Source organism: Burkholderia territorii (assembly GCF_902833055.1).
In the GTDB taxonomy this organism is placed as follows: Bacteria; Pseudomonadota; Gammaproteobacteria; order Burkholderiales; family Burkholderiaceae; genus Burkholderia; species Burkholderia territorii.
In genome coordinates, this window is record NZ_CADFEJ010000003.1 from 421,543 (window position 1) to 438,605 (window position 17,063).

The 17,063-nt window shown below is 68.7% G+C and carries 16 protein-coding genes and 2 riboswitches; of the genes, 10 read left to right on the plus strand and 6 right to left on the minus strand.

Annotation, left to right across the window (positions count from 1 at the left end; translation table 11 throughout):
- Positions 1-22: 22 nt before the first annotated feature.
- The 6 genes from HW466_RS09155 to HW466_RS09180 all read left to right on the plus strand — a co-directional run bounded on the left by HW466_RS09155 (position 23) and on the right by HW466_RS09180 (position 6,599).
- Positions 23-1,399 (plus strand): lysine N(6)-hydroxylase/L-ornithine N(5)-oxygenase family protein, encoded by a 1,377-nt coding sequence (locus HW466_RS09155; RefSeq protein WP_174905421.1) that lies wholly within the window; start codon positions 23-25, stop codon positions 1,397-1,399.
- A gap of 45 nt (positions 1,400-1,444) precedes the next feature.
- Positions 1,445-3,685 carry a TonB-dependent siderophore receptor gene (locus tag HW466_RS09160; RefSeq protein WP_151006732.1) on the plus strand — a complete coding sequence of 747 codons (2,241 nt, stop codon included), beginning with the start codon at positions 1,445-1,447 and terminating at the stop codon, positions 3,683-3,685.
- Positions 3,686-3,774: 89 nt separating this feature from the next.
- Entirely contained in the window at positions 3,775-4,614 is an 840-nt protein-coding gene (locus HW466_RS09165; RefSeq protein WP_151007213.1) for a formyltransferase family protein, read from the plus strand.
- A complete protein-coding gene (locus HW466_RS09170) occupies positions 4,614-5,636 on the plus strand; it encodes a GNAT family N-acetyltransferase (protein ID WP_059502002.1) in 1,023 nt (340 codons plus the stop codon). Before HW466_RS09165 ends, HW466_RS09170 begins: the two co-directional genes overlap by 1 nt.
- Positions 5,637-5,913: 277 nt before the next feature.
- The gene (gene vapB, locus HW466_RS09175) at positions 5,914-6,180 is read left to right on the plus strand and encodes a type II toxin-antitoxin system VapB family antitoxin (RefSeq protein ID WP_059502004.1); all 267 of its coding nucleotides are present in this window, start codon (positions 5,914-5,916) and stop codon (positions 6,178-6,180) included.
- Positions 6,177-6,599 carry a PIN domain-containing protein gene (locus HW466_RS09180; RefSeq protein WP_151005559.1) on the plus strand — a complete coding sequence of 141 codons (423 nt, stop codon included), beginning with the start codon at positions 6,177-6,179 and terminating at the stop codon, positions 6,597-6,599. Before vapB ends, HW466_RS09180 begins: the two co-directional genes overlap by 4 nt.
- A gap of 43 nt (positions 6,600-6,642) precedes the next feature.
- Here the strand turns inward: HW466_RS09180 and HW466_RS09185 are convergent, their stop codons facing one another.
- On the minus strand, positions 6,643-7,548 hold the full coding sequence (locus HW466_RS09185) for a nucleotidyl transferase AbiEii/AbiGii toxin family protein (RefSeq protein WP_060298826.1): 906 nt from the start codon (positions 7,546-7,548) through the stop codon (positions 6,643-6,645).
- Positions 7,517-8,584: a type IV toxin-antitoxin system AbiEi family antitoxin gene (locus tag HW466_RS09190; RefSeq protein WP_151005561.1), complete on the minus strand. Its 1,068-nt coding sequence runs from the start codon at positions 8,582-8,584 to the stop codon at positions 7,517-7,519. Before HW466_RS09190 ends, HW466_RS09185 begins: the two co-directional genes overlap by 32 nt.
- Positions 8,585-8,942: 358 nt before the next feature.
- Between HW466_RS09190 and HW466_RS09195 the strand changes: the two genes are divergently transcribed.
- Together HW466_RS09195 and bamE are read left to right on the plus strand one after the other, a co-directional pair.
- Positions 8,943-10,106 (plus strand): M20 aminoacylase family protein, encoded by a 1,164-nt coding sequence (locus HW466_RS09195; RefSeq protein WP_151005563.1) that lies wholly within the window; start codon positions 8,943-8,945, stop codon positions 10,104-10,106.
- A 167-nt stretch (positions 10,107-10,273) separates the two neighbouring features.
- Positions 10,274-10,813, plus strand: a complete 540-nt coding sequence (gene bamE / locus HW466_RS09200; RefSeq protein ID WP_059771286.1) for an outer membrane protein assembly factor BamE domain-containing protein — start codon at positions 10,274-10,276, stop codon at positions 10,811-10,813.
- Positions 10,814-10,838: 25 nt separating this feature from the next.
- Here the strand turns inward: bamE and HW466_RS09205 are convergent, their stop codons facing one another.
- From HW466_RS09205 to cobA, 4 genes are read right to left on the minus strand one after another with little or no spacing between them, the layout of a single operon-like run.
- Positions 10,839-12,143 (minus strand): cobyrinic acid a,c-diamide synthase CobB, encoded by a 1,305-nt coding sequence (locus tag HW466_RS09205; protein WP_151005566.1) that lies wholly within the window; start codon positions 12,141-12,143, stop codon positions 10,839-10,841.
- A gap of 3 nt (positions 12,144-12,146) precedes the next feature.
- A complete protein-coding gene (gene cobO, locus HW466_RS09210) occupies positions 12,147-12,749 on the minus strand; it encodes a cob(I)yrinic acid a,c-diamide adenosyltransferase (RefSeq protein ID WP_059449682.1) in 603 nt (200 codons plus the stop codon).
- A 34-nt stretch (positions 12,750-12,783) separates the two neighbouring features.
- Positions 12,784-13,161: a cobalamin biosynthesis protein gene (locus tag HW466_RS09215; RefSeq protein WP_059544772.1), complete on the minus strand. Its 378-nt coding sequence runs from the start codon at positions 13,159-13,161 to the stop codon at positions 12,784-12,786.
- Positions 13,158-13,907 carry a uroporphyrinogen-III C-methyltransferase gene (cobA, locus tag HW466_RS09220; RefSeq protein ID WP_174906064.1) on the minus strand — a complete coding sequence of 250 codons (750 nt, stop codon included), beginning with the start codon at positions 13,905-13,907 and terminating at the stop codon, positions 13,158-13,160. The genes HW466_RS09215 and cobA overlap by 4 nt, the downstream gene beginning before the upstream one ends.
- 171 nt (positions 13,908-14,078) lie before the next feature.
- A riboswitch (cobalamin riboswitch) is annotated at positions 14,079-14,314 on the minus strand.
- 124 nt (positions 14,315-14,438) lie between these two features.
- Positions 14,439-14,699, plus strand: a riboswitch (cobalamin riboswitch).
- Between the two features lie 187 nt (positions 14,700-14,886).
- On the opposite strand from cobA, the gene HW466_RS09225 reads away from it, so the two are divergent.
- The gene (locus tag HW466_RS09225; RefSeq protein ID WP_151006118.1) at positions 14,887-15,945 is read left to right on the plus strand and encodes a HoxN/HupN/NixA family nickel/cobalt transporter; all 1,059 of its coding nucleotides are present in this window, start codon (positions 14,887-14,889) and stop codon (positions 15,943-15,945) included.
- Positions 15,946-15,970: 25 nt separating this feature from the next.
- Entirely contained in the window at positions 15,971-17,059 is a 1,089-nt protein-coding gene (cobW, locus tag HW466_RS09230) for a cobalamin biosynthesis protein CobW (RefSeq protein WP_059502019.1), read from the plus strand.
- The last annotated feature ends 4 nt before the right edge of the window (positions 17,060-17,063 follow it).

Sequence of the window (17,063 nt, forward strand, 5' to 3'; positions counted from 1 at the left end):
ACCGACAAGGGAGCTGAGAGACATGCAGAGAGAAACCGTATTCGACCTGATCGGCGTCGGCTTCGGGCCGTCGAACCTGGCGCTGGCCGTGCGCCTCGCCGAACGCAACGGCACGCGTCCGCTCACGCATTGCTTCGTCGAACGCCAGCCGGAATTCGGCTGGCATCGCGGCATGCTGCTCGACGATTGCCGGATGCAGATCTCGTTTCTGAAGGATCTCGTCACGATGCGCGATCCCAAGAGCCGCTACACGTTCATCAACTACCTGTTCGAACGCGGCCGGTTGAACGAATTCGTGAACCTGAAGAACTTCTATCCGACCCGCGTCGAATTTCACGACTATCTGAGCTGGGTCGCCGACGCATTCGCCGATCAGGTCCATTACAGCGAAACCGTCACGGCGATCGAGCCCGTGCGCGGCGACGGCGCGCGGATCGACGCGCTGCGCGTGCTGTCGCGCGATGCGGCCGGCCACGAGCGCCAGCGCGTGACGCGCGCGCTGTCGATCGGCGTCGGCGGCACGCCGGCGGTGCCGGACGCGTTCGCCGCGCTCGGCCGCGATCGCGTGATCCATTCGTCGTCCTACCTGACCGACATCGACCGGCTGGCCGCGGCGCCGCACGGCGAGCGTCGCCGTATCGCGGTGATCGGCGCGGGGCAGAGCGCGGCCGAGGTGTTCATCGACCTCGCGCGCCGCTTCCCGCACGTCGACGCGAGCCTCGTGATGCGCGCGGGCGCATTGAAACCGGCCGACGACAGTCCGTTCGTCAACGAGATCTTCAGCCCCGAGTTCACCGACGTCGTCTACGCGCAGCCGCACGACGCGCGCCGCGCGCTGCTCGAGCGCTATCGCGACACCAACTACGCGGTGGTCGACCGGCCGCTGATCGAGCAGATCTACGAAATGCTGTACCTGCAGCGCATCGACGGCACGCCGCGCCATGCGCTGCTCGCAAACAGCGCGATCGAGACCGCGGTGCGTGCCGCCGACGGGCGCATCGAGCTGACGCTGCGCGACCGGATGAACGGCGCGACGCGCGTCGAACGGTTCGATGCGCTAGTGCTCGCGACCGGCTACCGGCGCGACACGCACTCGGCGCTGCTCGAAGGGCTCGCGCCGCATCTGGGCGATGCGCTCGCGCGCGGCGAAGTCACGCGCGATTACCTGCTCGCGACGCCCGAGCACTTCGCGCCGCGCATCTACCTGCAAGGCTGCTGCGAAGACAGCCACGGCCTGTCCGACACGCTGCTGTCGGTCCTCGCGCGGCGCGCGGACGAGATCTGCGCGTCGCTCGAGGAAGGGATCGCGCCTGCCGCCGCCGACGACGCGGCCCGCGCACTGCATGAACGACGACATCAACACGGGGCGAGCGCGGGCCGCATGGCTTTCGCTCTTTGACAAAAGGCGGTCGGAGACCGCATCGAAAAAGTGGAGCAGAGAAAGATGGAGTGGGCAACAGGCATGCGGGTGCGTGCGATCGCGGCTGCGGCGAGCGTGGCGTTCGGGATGGCGGCAGGGCACGCATACGCCCAGACGGCGCCTGCCGTGAACGCGGGCGCGGCGGCGTCGGCCGACAATGCGCGCAACGGTGCGGCGGCCAGTGCGCAGAACGGCGCGGCCGCCGGCACGCTGCCGGCGATCAACGTCAACGCGGGCTCGGAAGGCGACGGCACGGTCGGGCTCGTCGCGAAGCGCAGCCGGACCGGCACCAAGACCGATACGTCGATCAATGAAATCCCGCAGACGATCAACGTCGTCACCGCGCAGCAGATCGAGATGACCGGCGCGACCGACGTGAACGCGGCACTGCGCTACGTGCCCGGTTTCTCGTCGTACGGCTCGGACAACCGGTCCGACTGGTACGCGGCGTTGCGCGGCTTCACGCCGACCGCGTACGTAAACGGCCTGCAGGTGCCGAACACGCTGAACCTGTCGAGCTGGCGAGTCGATCCGTACATGATCGACAGCATCACCGTGCTGCGCGGGCCGACGTCGGTGCTGTACGGCGCCGGCGACCCGGGCGCGATCATCGACGTGCAGACCAAGACGGCCGACGGCGAGCGCGTGCGCGAAGCCGGCGTGCAGTTCGGCAACTACGCGCGCAAGCAGTTCATGATCGACGTCGGCGACAAGCTCGATGCGGACGGCAAGTATGCGTACCGGTTCGTCGGCGTCGCGCGCGACGGCAACGCGCTGACGGGCCCGAACAACGACCAGCGCGTCGCGCTCGCGCCGTCGTTCCGCTGGCGCCCGGACGCGGATACGTCGCTGACGCTGTCCGCCACCTACCTGCAGGACTGGGGCGACATCTCGTCGAACTTCCTGCCGGCGCAAGGCACGGTGCTGCCGAACCCGAACGGGCAGCTCGACAAGGACGTCTACGGCGGCGACCCGAACTTCAACTACTACCGCAAGAAGCAGTGGTCGCTCGGCTACCAGTTCGAGCGCAACCTGAATTCGATGTGGACGTTCCGGCAGAACGTGCGCTGGATGCACCTGTCGCTCGACAACGGCTCGGTGTTCGGCGCGGGCTTCGCCGACGGCAGCCTCACCGACATCAACCGCTGGGCCGGCGTGTTCCAGACGAACTACAGCCGCTTCGACATCGACAACAACCTGCAGGGCCGGTTCGGCACGGGGCCGCTAGAGCACACGCTGCTGCTCGGCTTCCAGTACAACCGGCAGACCGCGACCGACAGCGAATGGCTGGCCGCCGCGCCGACGCTGAACATCTACAACCCGGTCTACACGCCGGTCACGCTGTCGGTGTTCTCGCCGCCGAACACGACGTACCGCACCAACACGTACACGACGATGAACACGTTCGGGCTGTACGTGCAGGACCAGGTCAAGTGGAACCGCTGGACGCTGACGCTTGGCGGGCGCGAGGACTGGGTCAACCAGCGGATGGACGACCGCGAGGGCGGCACGCAGTCGAAGGCCGACATCACCGCGTTCACCGGCCGCGTGGGCCTCACGTACCAGGGCGACTACGGGCTGTCGCCGTACGTCAGCTACGCGACGTCGTTCAACCCGCTGATCGGCGTGAACCTGTACGGCGGCGGGCTGCCGCAGCCGACGCGCGGCAAGCAGATCGAGGCCGGCCTGCGCTGGCAGCCGCCCGGCAAGAACCTGATGCTGAGCGCGGCGATCTACCAGATCAACCAGACCAACGTGCTCACGTCGACGCCGCTCAATCTCGATCCGTCGGGCACGACGTCGGTGCAGACCGGCGAAGTGCGTTCGCGCGGGATCGAGCTGAACGCGACCGGCAAGCTCACGCGCAACCTGTCGCTGATCGCGTCGTACGTCTACCAGGACGTGAAGAACGTGAAGGCGAACGACGCGTCGCTGAACAACTGGCCGGTCGACATTCCGCGGCCGCGCCAGATGGCGTCGCTGTGGGCGGACTGGACGTGGCACACCGGGCCGCTGACCGGCTTCGGCCTGGGCGGCGGCGTGCGCTACCAGAGTGCGTCGGCCGGTGCGGCGGACAACTCGCTGACGGTATCGAGCTACACGCTGTTCGACGCGGGCGTGCATTACGACACGCGTAACTGGCGCTTTGCCGTGAACGGGACGAACCTGTTCAACCGCCACTACATCAGCGGTTGCCAGTCGACGAGCGTGTGCATTTTCGGTACCGATCGCACGGTGATCGCCACCGCGAAATACAACTGGTGACGCCGCGCGCCGCGGCGCGCCGGCCGGCCTTCGGGCCGGCGCGGGCGGGCCGCGGTGCCGCCGTCCGCTTCTTTCACGACGCCTCCTCCATGCCGAAGAAAAATCTCGTCTACATCCAGTCGCTGCGCAACGGCGCGGCCGATCGCGCCGGCCAGCCGGTCGCTTACCAGGGCGGCACGCGCTACATGAAGGCGCCGCTCGAATTCCTCGTCGAGCGCCTAAACGACTCGCCGCTCGGCGAGCGCTATACGCTCCGGGGCGTGATCGTCGACGACGACGAAGGCTCGCCGGCCGACCGCGCGAAGCTCGCCGATTACGGCTTCGCGCGCACGCCCGGCCGCCCTTGGATCCTGCCCGACGGGCTGACCGTGCAGGGGCGGCCCGTCGACGAATTGTTCTGCACGATTGCGTCGACGTACCGCCGCCTGCCGCGCGACGCACGCGAGCGCGTGACGGGCAAGCAGGCGTTCGAGCGCCGCCTGCTCGAACGCCTGCTCGAACTCGACGCCGACGTGGTCGTGCTCGACGGCCTGCTCGTGATCCTCGACGAACTGGTGCGCCCCGGCGCGCGCTTTCATCGCCGCATCGCGAACATCCACCCCGGCATTACGGCCGACGACTCGCCGTACCAGCGGCGCGGTGCGTGGGCGACGCTCGACGCACTGCACGGCGCGCGCGGCGAACGGATCGACTGGGCGACCGGCACGGCCTCGCGCGTCGAACCCGTGACGATGACGGGCGCTTCGTTCCACTACGTCGACAACGGCATCGACTCCGGCGAAGTGATCTGCGACGTGCTCGACACGCCGATCGCGCCGGACGACACGATTCTCGAACTGCGCTGGAACAACTTCCAGCGCAGCCTGTTTCCGGCGCTCGAGCGAGGGCTGCACATCCTCGCCGACCGCCACGACGCGGGAGCACTGTGATGGACGACACGCTGACGAAACCGGCCGGCACGGCGGACGCCGTCGAAGGCGAGGTGGCCGCGGCCCTCGACGGCGCCGCTCGGGCGCAGGTGCAGTCGACGCCCGCCGTCGAGCACGCATGCGACACGTGGCGGCCCGACGATGCGCCGGCCGCGCTGCTCGAGGCGTTCGTCGCGCTGTTCAACACCGACACGCGGCACGAGGCGGCGACGGTGTCGGTGCCGCTCGGCGACGCCGATCCGGCGGCTGTCGCGTCCTACGTCGCGCGGGCGGTGCGCGAGGGCGTGATCGACGACGCGCGAATCGCGGGCGAGCGGCTGCGCCTCACCGCATCGCGCGCGACGTTCTGGCAGAACCCGCGGCCGTGGCTGAAGGCGCCCGCATCGGGCGGGATGCCGCTGCGCTACACGCTCACGAACGGCCATCGGCATCCGGTGCGGCCGCCGTCGCCGGCCGGCGAGATCTATGCGCGCTACATGCCGCAGGTGGGGATGACGTTCAGCCTGCGCACCGTCGACATCGATACGCATGCGCAGCTGTTCAGCGACTGGATGAACCTCGATCGCGTCGCGCATTTCTGGGATCAGCGCGGCACGCTCGACGAGCACGCCGCCTATCTGGCGGAGCGGCTCGCCGATGCGCACATGCATCCGATGATCGGCTATTTCGACGACACGCCGTTCGGCTATTTCGAGTTCTACTGGGCGAAGGAGGACCGCCTCGCGCCGTTCTACGACGCGCACGACTACGACCGCGGGCTTCATCTGCTGATCGGCGACTCACGCTTCCAGAGCGCGGGCAAGCTGCATGCGTGGTGGAGCGGGGTGCTGCACTACATGTTCGTCGACGAGCCGCGCACGCAGCGCCTCGTCGGCGAGCCGCGCATCGATCACGTGCGGCATATCGCGTACATGCACCGGCTCGGGTTCTACACGCTGAAGGAGTTCGACTTCCCGCACAAGCGGGCTGCGCTCACCGTGATGGAGCGCGAGACATTCTTCGACACTTTCCGGTTGCCGTGACGGGATGCGGGCGCGAAGCGTCGATGCGTCGATGCGTCGATTCGCCGGCGTCGGTGTTTCGCGCGATGGGAAGGGGGCACGCATCGGCCGTTCGGGATATGGATCGGGCGGGCGGCATGAGGAAGAATGGACCGCTCCCTCAACGCACACAGGTCGTGACGACATGGCAAGCAGATCCGCAACGGCATCGAGCGCGGTCCCCGGCTCGCATGCCTCGATATTGACATATGCCAGCATATGCCTAGAATGGGCGCATCGTACTCCCGTGGAGTGGCTCATGCGCACCGTTTCCATTTTCAAGAACGCCCGTAACCAGGCAATCCGCATCCCGAAGGACATGGAGTTCGAGGGTGTGACGGAACTCGAAATCCGCCGCGAGGGCGACACGCTGCTGCTGCGTCCGGTGCGGCCGACATGGCTGTCGTTGGCGAGCGAACCGCTGGCCGATGCCGACTTCCTCGCCGAGCGCCCTGCTGTCGTCGAAGCGGGGCGTTTCGACCTGTCCGGCACGGATGGCGACGCACCGACGGAGTCGGGCCGGTGACCACGCTCTACATGCTAGATACGAACATCTGCTCGTTCATCATGCGCGAGCGGCCGCCCGCGGTGTTGTCCCGGCTGCAGTCGTGCGTCAACGCGCAGCACCGGATCGTCGTGTCGTCGATCACCTATGCCGAAATGCGGTTCGGCGCGATCGGCAGAAAGGCGTCGCCGAAGCATGCGGATCTCGTGGCGGCGTTCGTCGCACGACTGGACGGCGTGTTGTCGTGGGATACCGCGGCGGTCGATGCAACGGCCGCGATTCGCGCCGACCTTGCCGCACGCGGGACGCCGATCGGCGCGAACGATGCATCGATCGCCGGCCATGCGATCGCGGCAGGTGCCGTGCTCGTCACGAACAATGGACGCGAATTCAGCCGCGTCGCGGGGTTGTCGCTCGAAGACTGGACGGCTTCGGCTTAGGGCCGTGAACACGCGATGACGTTGCGCTCGCAAGCGCTACACGTCACGCGCGGGGAGCGGGCGAATCCGCGAGAAAGGCGTCGCGGAACGCGTCGAGATACCGGTCGACGTCATCGCTGAATTCGCCCGGCAGCAGCGCGAACGCACGCGCCTGCAGATCCTGCCCGAGCGTCGCGTAGATCGTGGCGTCGGATAGCAGCGCGCGGATCGCATCGCGCGTTGGCGGCGACGCAATTCGCGTTGCATCGCGCGCCAGCAGCGCGGCCGCGGCCAGCTCAGGCTGGAAGCCGTGCCGCTCGAGCAGGTCGGGGGCGACGTCCCAGATACGCTCGCGATTGCCCGCGTCATGAAAATGCGTGAGCAGGAACAGCAGGTCGTACGCGTCGCTGTTCTGGCGCGCACGCCGGTCCTTCCACGCGAGCAACTTCAACAGCGCAAGGGCCGGCAGGCTCGCCACCGGCACCGCGATGTCGGCTGCGATCGACACGACCAGCGCCGAATCGACCGCCTCCTGAAAGCCGAGCACGTTCAGCACGAAATCACCGCCCGGCGGCCACGCGATTTCGCCCGGCGGCGCCTCGAGCGGCCCGAACGGCACGAGGTCGAGCTCGGTCCGAAAGCCTTGCGTCCCGCTGTCGAACAGCAGCTTCTGCCGATGCTTCGGCGCGCGCGCGAATTGCCCGGTCGCGACGAGCGCGTCGACGAGCCGTTCGTGAAACGGCCAGCTCACCGCGCATACCGCGACGTCGACGTCCCGCGTCGCACGCACCGGCCGGATGCCGTGGACATGCCACATCAGGATGTCGCGCGCGGTTGCGCCGGCGACGACGAATGCAGCGTCGAGCTGCGCGCAGGCCGCCCGCACCGCCTGCAGCAACGCGATCGCCGCCGGCTCGAGCGGCCGGCGCGCGTCGACTTCAAGCGGGCGGGTGGGTGAGGTATCGGTCATGGATGTGTTCGGCGGCGGCAAGGTTGCGGCTGTCTGCGGACGAGACGAGATCCGCGTAGATCAGCAGCGGCGGCACGAGCGGCACGTCCTGCTCGCGCCAGTCGAGCACCGCCGACGGCGGCCAGAATGCTTCGAGCAGCTCGACGTCGCCGCGCTCGTCCGGGCGCAGGCGCGCCTGGAGCAGCAGGCGGTTCGTCGCGGCGCCGTGCGTATAGACGGTGATCGCGGCCGGCTTCAGGTCGTGCGTCAGCAGGTCGGCCGCGGGTTCGCCACCGAGCCGCGCGTCGAAGGCCGCGAAATCGAAGCCGTGCCACCAGTCGGGCGCGAGCGCGGCAAACCGCCGGCTCGGCAATTTCGCACGCAGGCGGCTCGGGTACAGCGCGACCCATTCCTGCACGAAGCGCGGCCAGTCGGGAAACGAGCGCTCGCCGTTGCGCCGCTGCGCGATGAGACCGCGTGCGATCAGGTCGTCCATCGCGAGATTGACCGTGCCGAGCGCGACGCCCGATGCGGCGGCGATCGCCCGCAGCGGTTGCGCGACGAGGCTCGGCTGCGTCGCGAGCGCGAACATCACGGCGAGCCCCTTGGGCGTCGTCGCGCGCGATGTCTGCCAGCGCGGCGGGCGTGCGGGTTTGGGCCGGCCGGTGATCATCACCGTCGCCTCCGGCTGGATCAGGCACGCGTTGCCGGCAGTATCGATGAACGGGATGTCGTGCTCGATCAGGCGGGCGGCCAGCTCGGCCGAAAAATACGGTGCGACCAGCATCAGCGGCCGCTCGGCGCGCGCCGGACGCGCGCGTCGGCGTAACGCGGCGAGTGCGCCCTGCAGCGACTCGACGCCGACGCTCACAACCGCCGGCATCTCGACGGTCTGCCCGGCTATGCCGAAGCGGATCATCGCGTCGGCATGCGCGCTGTATGCGGCCGGCATGCGCACGGGCCGCGCGTTGAAGCGGCGGGTTGTGCGTTCGAACGCGGCACAGGCTTCGTCGAGCACGTGCTGTTCGGACATCGGCAGGGGCGCGTTCTTGGGCATCGATGAGTAGGGTTTGTTCACTTTTTTGTTAGCGTACACAAAAAATGTACACGCGTCAAAAAATGAACATGAGCGCTCAACCCATTGATGTGACGGAATTATTCCGGAATGACGAACGGCGATCAACGCGTACTCCCGTCTGAAAAATCGAGACCGAACATACGGTGAGTGTCGCGAATCCCGAGCGCGGTCGGCAGTCGGCCGAATGGCTGGTTGCCTGCGCTGCACGCTTCATCGTAGGCCCGACGATCGTCCGGCAACCCGAGGTTGTCACCATGACGACTTTCTGTCTGTTCGGTTGCCGATCCACCGACTATCCTTGCCTGCACATTCCCCACGGAACCCAGGAGACGACACCGTGACGCACAGCGTGATCCCCGCAGGCCTCGCCGACGAAATGATCGAGATCCGGCATCGCATCCATGCCCACCCGGAGCTGGGTTTCGAGGAATTCGCGACGAGCGATCTCGTCGCCGGGCAATTGCAGGCATGGGGCTACACGGTGCATCGCGGGCTCGGCGGCACGGGCGTCGTTGCGCAGCTGAAGGTGGGCGACGGCAAGCAGCGCCTCGGCCTGCGCGCCGACATGGACGCGCTGCCGATCCACGAATCGACCGGCCTGCCGTACCAGAGCACGATCCCCGGCAAGATGCACGCGTGCGGCCACGACGGCCACACCGCGATGCTGCTCGCGGCCGCGAAGCACCTGGCGCGCGAGCGCCGCTTTTCCGGCACGCTGAACCTGATTTTCCAGCCGGCCGAGGAAGGGCTCGGCGGCGCGAAGAAAATGCTCGACGACGGCCTGTTCGAGCAGTTTCCGTGCGACGCGATCTTCGCGATGCACAACATGCCGGGCTTCCCGACGGGCAGGTTCGGCTTTCTGCCGGGGCCGTTCATGGCGTCGTCGGACACCGTGATCGTCGACGTGCAGGGGCGCGGCGGCCACGGCGCGGTGCCGCACCGGGCGATCGACCCGGTCGTCGTGTGCGCGCAGATCGTCGTCGCGCTGCAGACGATCGTGTCGCGCAACGTGTCGCCGCTCGACATGGCGATCGTCACGGTGGGCGCGATCCACGCGGGCGAGGCGCCGAACGTGATTCCCGACCGCGCGCAGATGCGCCTGTCCGTGCGCGCGCTGAAGCCGGAGGTGCGCGACCTGCTCGAGACGCGTATCAAGGAAGTCATCCATGCGCAGGCGGCGGTGTTCGGCGCGACCGCGACGATCGACTATCAACGCCGCTACCCGGTGCTCGTCAACGATGCGGCGATGACCGCGTTCGCACGCGACGTCGCGCGCGAGTGGGTCGGCGAAGCGAACCTCATCGACGGGATGGTGCCGCTCACCGGCAGCGAGGATTTCGCGTTCCTGCTAGAGAAACGGCCCGGTTGCTACCTGATCATCGGCAACGGCGACGGGGAGGGCGGCTGCATGGTGCACAACCCCGGTTACGACTTCAACGACGCCGCATTGCCGACCGGCGCATCGTACTGGGTCAAGCTGGCCGAAACGTTCCTCGTGTGACGTCGCCGCGCATCGGCGCGGTCGCCGCCCGGTACGCGCCAACCAGGCCGTGAAACCGGGCGCGCAGGATGCACGCGAATTTGACGCTCCTTGACATCGACGGGACGACCCGCGTGCTACGCTGCGCGCGACGCCGAATCGGCTCGATGAATACAGGTGTGGACGACATGCGAAAACAGTTTCTGACCGTGCTGACGGCCTGCGCGGTCGGCGTTCTGGCGGCCGGGTGCGACGACCAGAAAGTGGCCGACGCGGTGAACGCGATCAAGCCCGATCCGATGGCGTTCGGCAATCTGCAGCCGGGCATCTCGACGACCGAGGACGTGCTGCGTCAGGCTGGCAAGCCCGAGATGGTCAGGCAGGGCGAGGACGGCTCGCAGCGGTTCGAGTATCCGCGCGGCCCGTACGGCACGAGCACGTACATGCTCGATTTCGGGCCGGACGGGCGGCTCGTGTCGATCACGCAGGCACTGACGGCGGCGAACATCGCGAAGGTCGTGCCGGGAATGTCGAAGGACGATGTGCGCCAACTGCTCGGCAAGCCGACCGAGGTTGCGCAATACGCGCTGAGTCATGAAGAAGTGTGGAGCTGGCACTGGGCCGAGGGCGGCGTATCGGGCGACGCGATGTTCAACGCGCATTTCTCGCCCGATGGCACCGTGATCCGGACTTCACGCTCGGAAGCGCCGGGCCGCGAAAAGCCCTGACATCGCGGCAGCCGGCGGTTCTTCGTCAGAATGCCGTGCCGCCGAACAACGCGGCCGCCATCTCCGGATTCGAAGGCCAGTACATGTGCATGTACGTCGCGACGATCGGGCCCGCGCGATAAACGGCTTCACCGCTGCCTCGCGGGCCGTCGGGCCGCGCAGCGGTCACCACGGGCGCCAGCGGCGTATCCAGCCGCGAATAGTGAAACGTATGACCGCGCATCGGCCCGGTGCGCGTGTCCAGCGCCTGCATCCCGAGCGCCGCGAACCGGCGCTGCATCGTCGCATGGCCTGACAGCAGCCCGAGCATCGCCGTCGTCGTACCGTCCACATCGGTCAGCGATTCGCACAGATACACCATCCCGCCGCATTCCGCGACGATCGGCCGGCCGGCTGCCGCGTGCGCGCGAATCGCGCGTGCTGTCACGGCATTCGCCGCGAGCGTCGCCGCATGCAGCTCCGGATAGCCGCCCGGCAGGAACAGCGCATCGCAATCGGCGGGCACGGGTTCGTCGGCAAGCGGCGAAAAGAACCGAAGCTGCGCGCCGAGCGCATCGAGCAGCGCCAGATTCGCCGGGTAGATGAACGAGAACGCCGCATCGCGCGCGATCGCGATCCGCTTGCCGGCGAGCGCACGCGGTAGCGGCGCGCGCACGTCCGGGGCCGCGAACGAAACGGCGGGCGGCAATTCGGCGAGCGCCGTCTGCGCGAGCACGTCGGCCGCACGCTCGAGCCGCGCATCGATGTCGTCGATGTCGGCCGGCTGGTGCAGGCCGAGATGGCGCTCCGGCAGTGCGATGCCCGCATCGGCCGGCACGTGCCCGAGCCAGCGCAAGTCGTCGGGCAACGCCTGCCGCAGCAGTTCCGCGTGCCGTGGCGAGCCGACGCGGTTCGCCAGCACGCCGTGAAACGGCACCGCAGGACGGAACCGCGCGAGGCCGAACGCGATCGCCGCGAACGTCTGCGCCATCGACTTCGCGGCAATCACCGCGACGACCGGCACGCCGAACGCGACCGCGAGATCGGCACTGCTCGGCGTGCCGTCGAACAATCCCATCACGCCTTCGATCAGGATCAGGTCCGCGTCGCGCGCGGCATCGGCGAGCAGTTCACGGCAGCCGGCTTCGCCGACCATGCCGAGATCGAGCGCGTGCACGGGCGCGCCGCTCGCGCGTTCGAGCACCATCGGATCGAGAAAATCGGGCCCGGTCTTGAACACGCGCACGCGCCGGCCGAGCCGCCGGTGCAGCCTCGCGAGCCCGGCCGTCACCGACGTCTTGCCCTGGCCGGATGCGGGCGCGCTGACGAACAGCGCGGGGCAGGCCGGCATCGCTCAGAACTCCACGCCCGGCTGCGCCTTCACGCCTTGCTCCTTGTACGGATGCTTGACGAGCCGCATTTCGGTGACGAGATCGGCCGCATCGATCAGTGCATCGGGCGCATGCCGGCCGGTGACGACGACGTGCACCGCATCCGGCCGCCCGACGAGCGTCGCGAGCACTTCGTCGAGCGGCAGGTATTCGTACTTCAGCACGGTGTTCAGCTCGTCGAGGATCACCATCCGGTACTCGCCGCTCTCGATCATCCGGCGTGCCGCGTCCCAGCCCTTGCGGGCGGTCGCGATGTCGGCGTCGCGGTTCTGCGTGTTCCACGTATAGCCGTCGCCCATCGTCACGAAATCGCATTGCGCGACCGCGCCGAGGAAGTCGCGCTCTGACGTGTGCAGCGCACCCTTGATGAACTGCACGACGCCGAGCCGCATGCCGTGGCCCAGCACGCGCACGGCCATGCCGAACGCGGCCGTGCTCTTGCCCTTGCCGTTGCCCGTGTTGACGATCAGCAGGCCCTTTTCCTGCGTGGCGGCAGCCTGCTTCTTTTCATGGCCGGCGCGGCGGCGTTCGGCCATCCGCTGATGGGATTCGGCATCGGTCTTCATCGGGAATCGTCCTGTCGAAAGGGAAACAATGGGTTCAGAGCGGGCCGGCGAGCGCGACCGTCACGCCGCCCAGGATGGATTTGGGACCAAGCAGCCGGCCCTGCGGCGCCGCGAGCCGCGCGCACGGCTCGGCCACACCCGCGACGCCGAAACGCGCGAGCGCGGCAGCCGACGGGCCGCTCAATGCCGCGTCGGCACATTGCGCGAGCCGCGCCGCGTCGAACGCGACGAGCGGCCAGCCGCGCCGTGCGCACAGCGTGCGCAGCGGCCGGGCCCGCACCTTGTCGGCGAGGGTCGCGACGACGGCCGGTTCGGCGCCCGGGTAATGCGCCAGCGCCGCGCGGATCGCGGCATCGAGTTGCGCGGCCGTCACGCCCGCGCGAAAACCGATGCCGAGCGCGACGCGCATCATGCGCGACCGCCGAGCGCCGCGCGCACGGCCGGATCGTCGGCGAGCGCCGCGACGCGGCCGATCACGACGATCGCGGGCGAACCGATACCGGTCGCGCCCACGCGCTCGACGACGGTGTCGAGCGTCGCGAGCACGTGCCGCTGCCCGTCACGCGTCGCGTTCTCGATCGCCGCGCACGGCATGTCGCCGGGCACGCCGCCGTCGCGCAGCGCGGCGACGATCGCGTCGAGCCGGCGTATGCCCATGTAGATCACGATCGTCATCCGCGTCGCGGCCAGCGCGCGCCAGTCGGGCTCGTCGGCCCCCGCGCCGTGACCGGTGACGAAGATCACGCCCTGCGCGTCGCCGCGATGCGTGACCGGAATGCCGAGCGCGGCCGGGGCCGCGATGCCGGCCGTGATGCCGTTCACGACCTCGACCGGGAAACCCGCCGCGCCGAGCGAAAGCAGCTCCTCGCCGCCGCGGCCGAACACGAACGGATCGCCGCCCTTGAGCCGTGCGACGCTGCGGCCCGCGCGCAGGTGCGCGAGCATCGCGGCGACGATCGCTTCCTGCGGCGTCGACGCATGGCCGCCGCGCTTGCCGACGTGCTCGATGCGCGCGTCGGCGCGCGCATGGCGCAACACGTCGGGATTCACGAGGTCGTCGACGAGCAGCACGTCGGCCGCGGCGATCGCGCGCACGGCCTTCAGCGTCAGCAGTTCGGCGTCGCCGGGGCCGGCGCCGACCAGCCACGCGCGGCTCATCGGACGCGGCACGGCGCGCACCGTGTCGTGGCAGTGGAAAGGAGAGGGCGAGCGGCGCAGCGGCGGCCGGTGGACAGGCAAGGCATGATGGATCGGGCGAAGCCCGCGCGAACGCGGGCGGCAAGCGCACCTCATCCGTCCCCCGCGGATCGGGCGTTTCGGCGAGCGGCGGGCTCGCCCCTTGCGTCGGCCGGTATCCGGGCTGGCCGCTTGCCAGGCCGCAGCCTTCCCGCCCGTTGAAGGGCAGTGGCATCGCGGGCGGCCTGGGCGCGTGCGGGGGGAACCGCGCGCGCGGGCGGCGTACCGTTGCGGGGACAGCACAGGCCGGGCGGACTTCCGCCTCCTGTTTCCCGTTTAACTGCGTGCGCGCAATGCGCATGCGAGCACCGAACGCGGCGCATACGATAGCACAGCGCCCGGCCCGCGCGAACCCGCCACGCGGGCGTCGCAAGCACGCCAGGCACGATGCCGCGGCCGTGCCGCACGCGCCGCGGCGGCCCGTTTTGCCTTGACGCTCCCCGCACCGCCGCCTACACTCGCACGCGTTTTGGTGCTCGCGCGCGCTGTTCCGGCGCGTGCAGTTAAACGGGAAACAGGGAGCCTGCCTGCACCGCAGTCGAGCCAACCTGTGCTGCCCCCGCAACGGTAAGCGAACGCATCGCCCATTGCGATGCAGCGCCGCTTCGCCGCATGCCTGCCGCATGCGGACGACCGCCACTGGATGCCGCGCATCCGGGAAGGCGAAGCGGCGTGTTCGTCAGCCCGGATACCGGCCAGAACGTGGGGTTCAGCGCCGCGGGGAGGCGGCGCATCGTCCACGGCCGCACCACGCCCGACGCCCGAACGCTGCCCGCTTCCTCCGCCGACCCGCCAGCCGCAGCACGTGCGCGGGCGGGGGCGAGGAACGGCCAACGGTGCAGGCGGGGCCGGCGACGGCCGTGTTGGCATTCATCATGTCGACCGTTCGCAAAGGAGCATCATGCTCGACTCGTTCTTCCGTCTGTTCAACGACAGCTCATCCGGGCTGCGCGGCAAAATCGTCGCGATCTATTCATTGCTCGTCGCATTCAACGTCGGCGCGTGGATCTGGGCCTTCGTCGCGTTTCGCGACCAGCCCGTGCTGCTGGGCACCGCGCTGCTCGCCTACGTGTTCGGCCTGCGCCACGCGGTCGACGCCGACCACATCGCCGCGATCGACAACGTCACGCGCAAGCTGATGCAGGAGGGCCGCAGCCCGCTCGGCGCGGGCCTGTTCTTCTCGCTCGGCCATTCGACGGTGGTGATCGTGATGTCGGTGGCCGTCGCGCTGACCGCGGCGTCGCTCGCGCGCTTCGAGAGCATGAAGACCTGGGGCGGCGTGATCAGCACGAGCGTATCGGCATTCTTCCTGCTCGTGCTCGCGGCCGCCAACCTGCTGATCCTGATTTCCGTCTACCGGACGTTTCGCGCGGCGCGCCGCGGCGAGACGATCGTCGACGCCGACCTCGACATGCTGATGAACCAGCGCGGCGTGCTGGCTCGCCTGTTCCGGCCGTTGTTCCGCCTCGTGTCGCGCAGCTGGCACCTGTATCCGGTCGGCTTCCTGTTCGGCTTCGGCTTCGATACCGCGACCGAAATCGCGTTGTTCGGCATCTCGGCCACGCAGGTGCAGGACGGCCTGTCGTTCTGGTCGGTGATGGCGCTGCCCGTGCTGTTCACCGCGGGCATGACGCTCGTCGACACGACCGACGGCATCCTGATGATGGGCGCGTACCGCTGGGCATACGTGCGGCCGATCCGCAAGATCTACTACAACATGACGATCACGTTCGTGTCGGTGCTGGTGGCCGCGCTGATCGGCGGCATCGAGGTGCTCGCGCTGCTCGCGGACAAGCTGTCGCTGCAGGGGCCCGTGTGGGATTTCTCGACGATGGTCGCATCGCATTTCGGGATGCTCGGCTATGTCGTGATCGGCCTGTTCCTCGCGTGCTGGATCGTGTCGGCCACGATCTACCGCCTCAAACGCTACGACGAGATCGACGTGACGCTCTCGGCCTGACTTCCATTTCGACACAGGATCCACCATGACCTTACGCAAGCTGCCCGTCACGATCGTCACGGGCTTTCTCGGCAGCGGCAAGACCACGCTGATGCGCCATATCCTGCAGCACGCCGCAGGCCGCCGCATCGCGGTGATCGTCAACGAATTCGGCGAGCTCGGCATCGACGGCGAAATCCTCAAGGGCTGCGGCATCGGCTGCGAGGACGCGGACGGCGCGCAGGGCGAGGCATCGGGCCAGCTGTACGAGCTCGCGAACGGCTGCCTGTGCTGCACCGTGCAGGAGGAGTTCTATCCGGTGATGGAAGCGCTCGTCGAGCGCCGCGCCGACATCGACCACGTGCTGATCGAGACGTCCGGCCTCGCGCTGCCGAAGCCGCTCGTGCAGGCGTTCAACTGGCCGTCGATCCGCAACAGCTTCACGGTCGACGCGGTCGTGACCGTCGTCGACGCTCCGGCCGCCGCGAGCGGCCAGTTCGCCGAGAACCCGCAGGCCGTCGACGCGCAGCGCCGCGCCGATCCGAATCTCGACCACGAATCGCCGCTGCACGAACTGTTCGCCGACCAGCTGTCGTCCGCCGATCTCGTGATCGTGAACAAGGCCGACCTCGTCGCCGACGCGCAGTTCGCCGAGATCGAAGCCGCGATCCGCGAGGAAATCCCGCCGCAGGTGAAGATCGTGCGCGCCACCCGCGGCGAACTGGACGTCGCGATGCTGCTCGGGCTCGAATCGGCGTCGGAGGAAACGATCCACCTGCGGCACGACCATCACGGCTCGGCCGACGACGGCGATCACGACCATCATCACGACGATTTCGACTCGGTGGTGGTATCGGGCGATGCAGGCACGCGCGAGGCGACAATCGCCGCGCTGCAGCGTGTCGTCGAGACGCACACGATCTACCGCGCGAAAGGCTTCGCCGCGCTGCCCGATGCGCCGATGCGTCTGGTGATCCAGGGCGTCGGCCGGCGCTTCGACAGCTACTTCGACCGCCGCTGGCAGGACGGCGAGGCGCGTGAGAGCCGCTTCGTACTGATCGGCGAGGACCTCGACGCGGCCGCGCTGCAGCGCGCGTTCGACGCCGCGTGCGCGGCCGACCTGCAACAGGCGTAACGCG

Excerpts from the sequence above, each read along its gene's own strand:
- HW466_RS09155 (WP_174905421.1), top strand. The coding sequence starts at position 23 with ATGCAGAGAGAAACCGTATTCGACCTGATCGGCGTCGGCTTCGGGCCG.
- HW466_RS09165 (WP_151007213.1), top strand. The coding sequence starts at position 3,775 with ATGCCGAAGAAAAATCTCGTCTACATCCAGTCGCTGCGCAACGGCGCG.
- bamE (WP_059771286.1), top strand. The coding sequence starts at position 10,274 with ATGCGAAAACAGTTTCTGACCGTGCTGACGGCCTGCGCGGTCGGCGTT.
- HW466_RS09215 (WP_059544772.1), bottom strand. The coding sequence starts at position 13,161 with ATGATGCGCGTCGCGCTCGGCATCGGTTTTCGCGCGGGCGTGACGGCC.
- HW466_RS09190 (WP_151005561.1), bottom strand. The coding sequence starts at position 8,584 with ATGCCCAAGAACGCGCCCCTGCCGATGTCCGAACAGCACGTGCTCGAC.
- vapB (WP_059502004.1), top strand. The coding sequence starts at position 5,914 with ATGCGCACCGTTTCCATTTTCAAGAACGCCCGTAACCAGGCAATCCGC.
- HW466_RS09170 (WP_059502002.1), top strand. The coding sequence starts at position 4,614 with ATGGACGACACGCTGACGAAACCGGCCGGCACGGCGGACGCCGTCGAA.
- HW466_RS09185 (WP_060298826.1), bottom strand. The coding sequence starts at position 7,548 with ATGACCGATACCTCACCCACCCGCCCGCTTGAAGTCGACGCGCGCCGG.
- cobW (WP_059502019.1), top strand. The coding sequence starts at position 15,971 with ATGACCTTACGCAAGCTGCCCGTCACGATCGTCACGGGCTTTCTCGGC.
- cobA (WP_174906064.1), bottom strand. The coding sequence starts at position 13,907 with ATGAGCCGCGCGTGGCTGGTCGGCGCCGGCCCCGGCGACGCCGAACTG.
- HW466_RS09160 (WP_151006732.1), top strand. The coding sequence starts at position 1,445 with ATGGAGTGGGCAACAGGCATGCGGGTGCGTGCGATCGCGGCTGCGGCG.
- cobO (WP_059449682.1), bottom strand. The coding sequence starts at position 12,749 with ATGAAGACCGATGCCGAATCCCATCAGCGGATGGCCGAACGCCGCCGC.
- HW466_RS09205 (WP_151005566.1), bottom strand. The coding sequence starts at position 12,143 with ATGCCGGCCTGCCCCGCGCTGTTCGTCAGCGCGCCCGCATCCGGCCAG.
- HW466_RS09225 (WP_151006118.1), top strand. The coding sequence starts at position 14,887 with ATGCTCGACTCGTTCTTCCGTCTGTTCAACGACAGCTCATCCGGGCTG.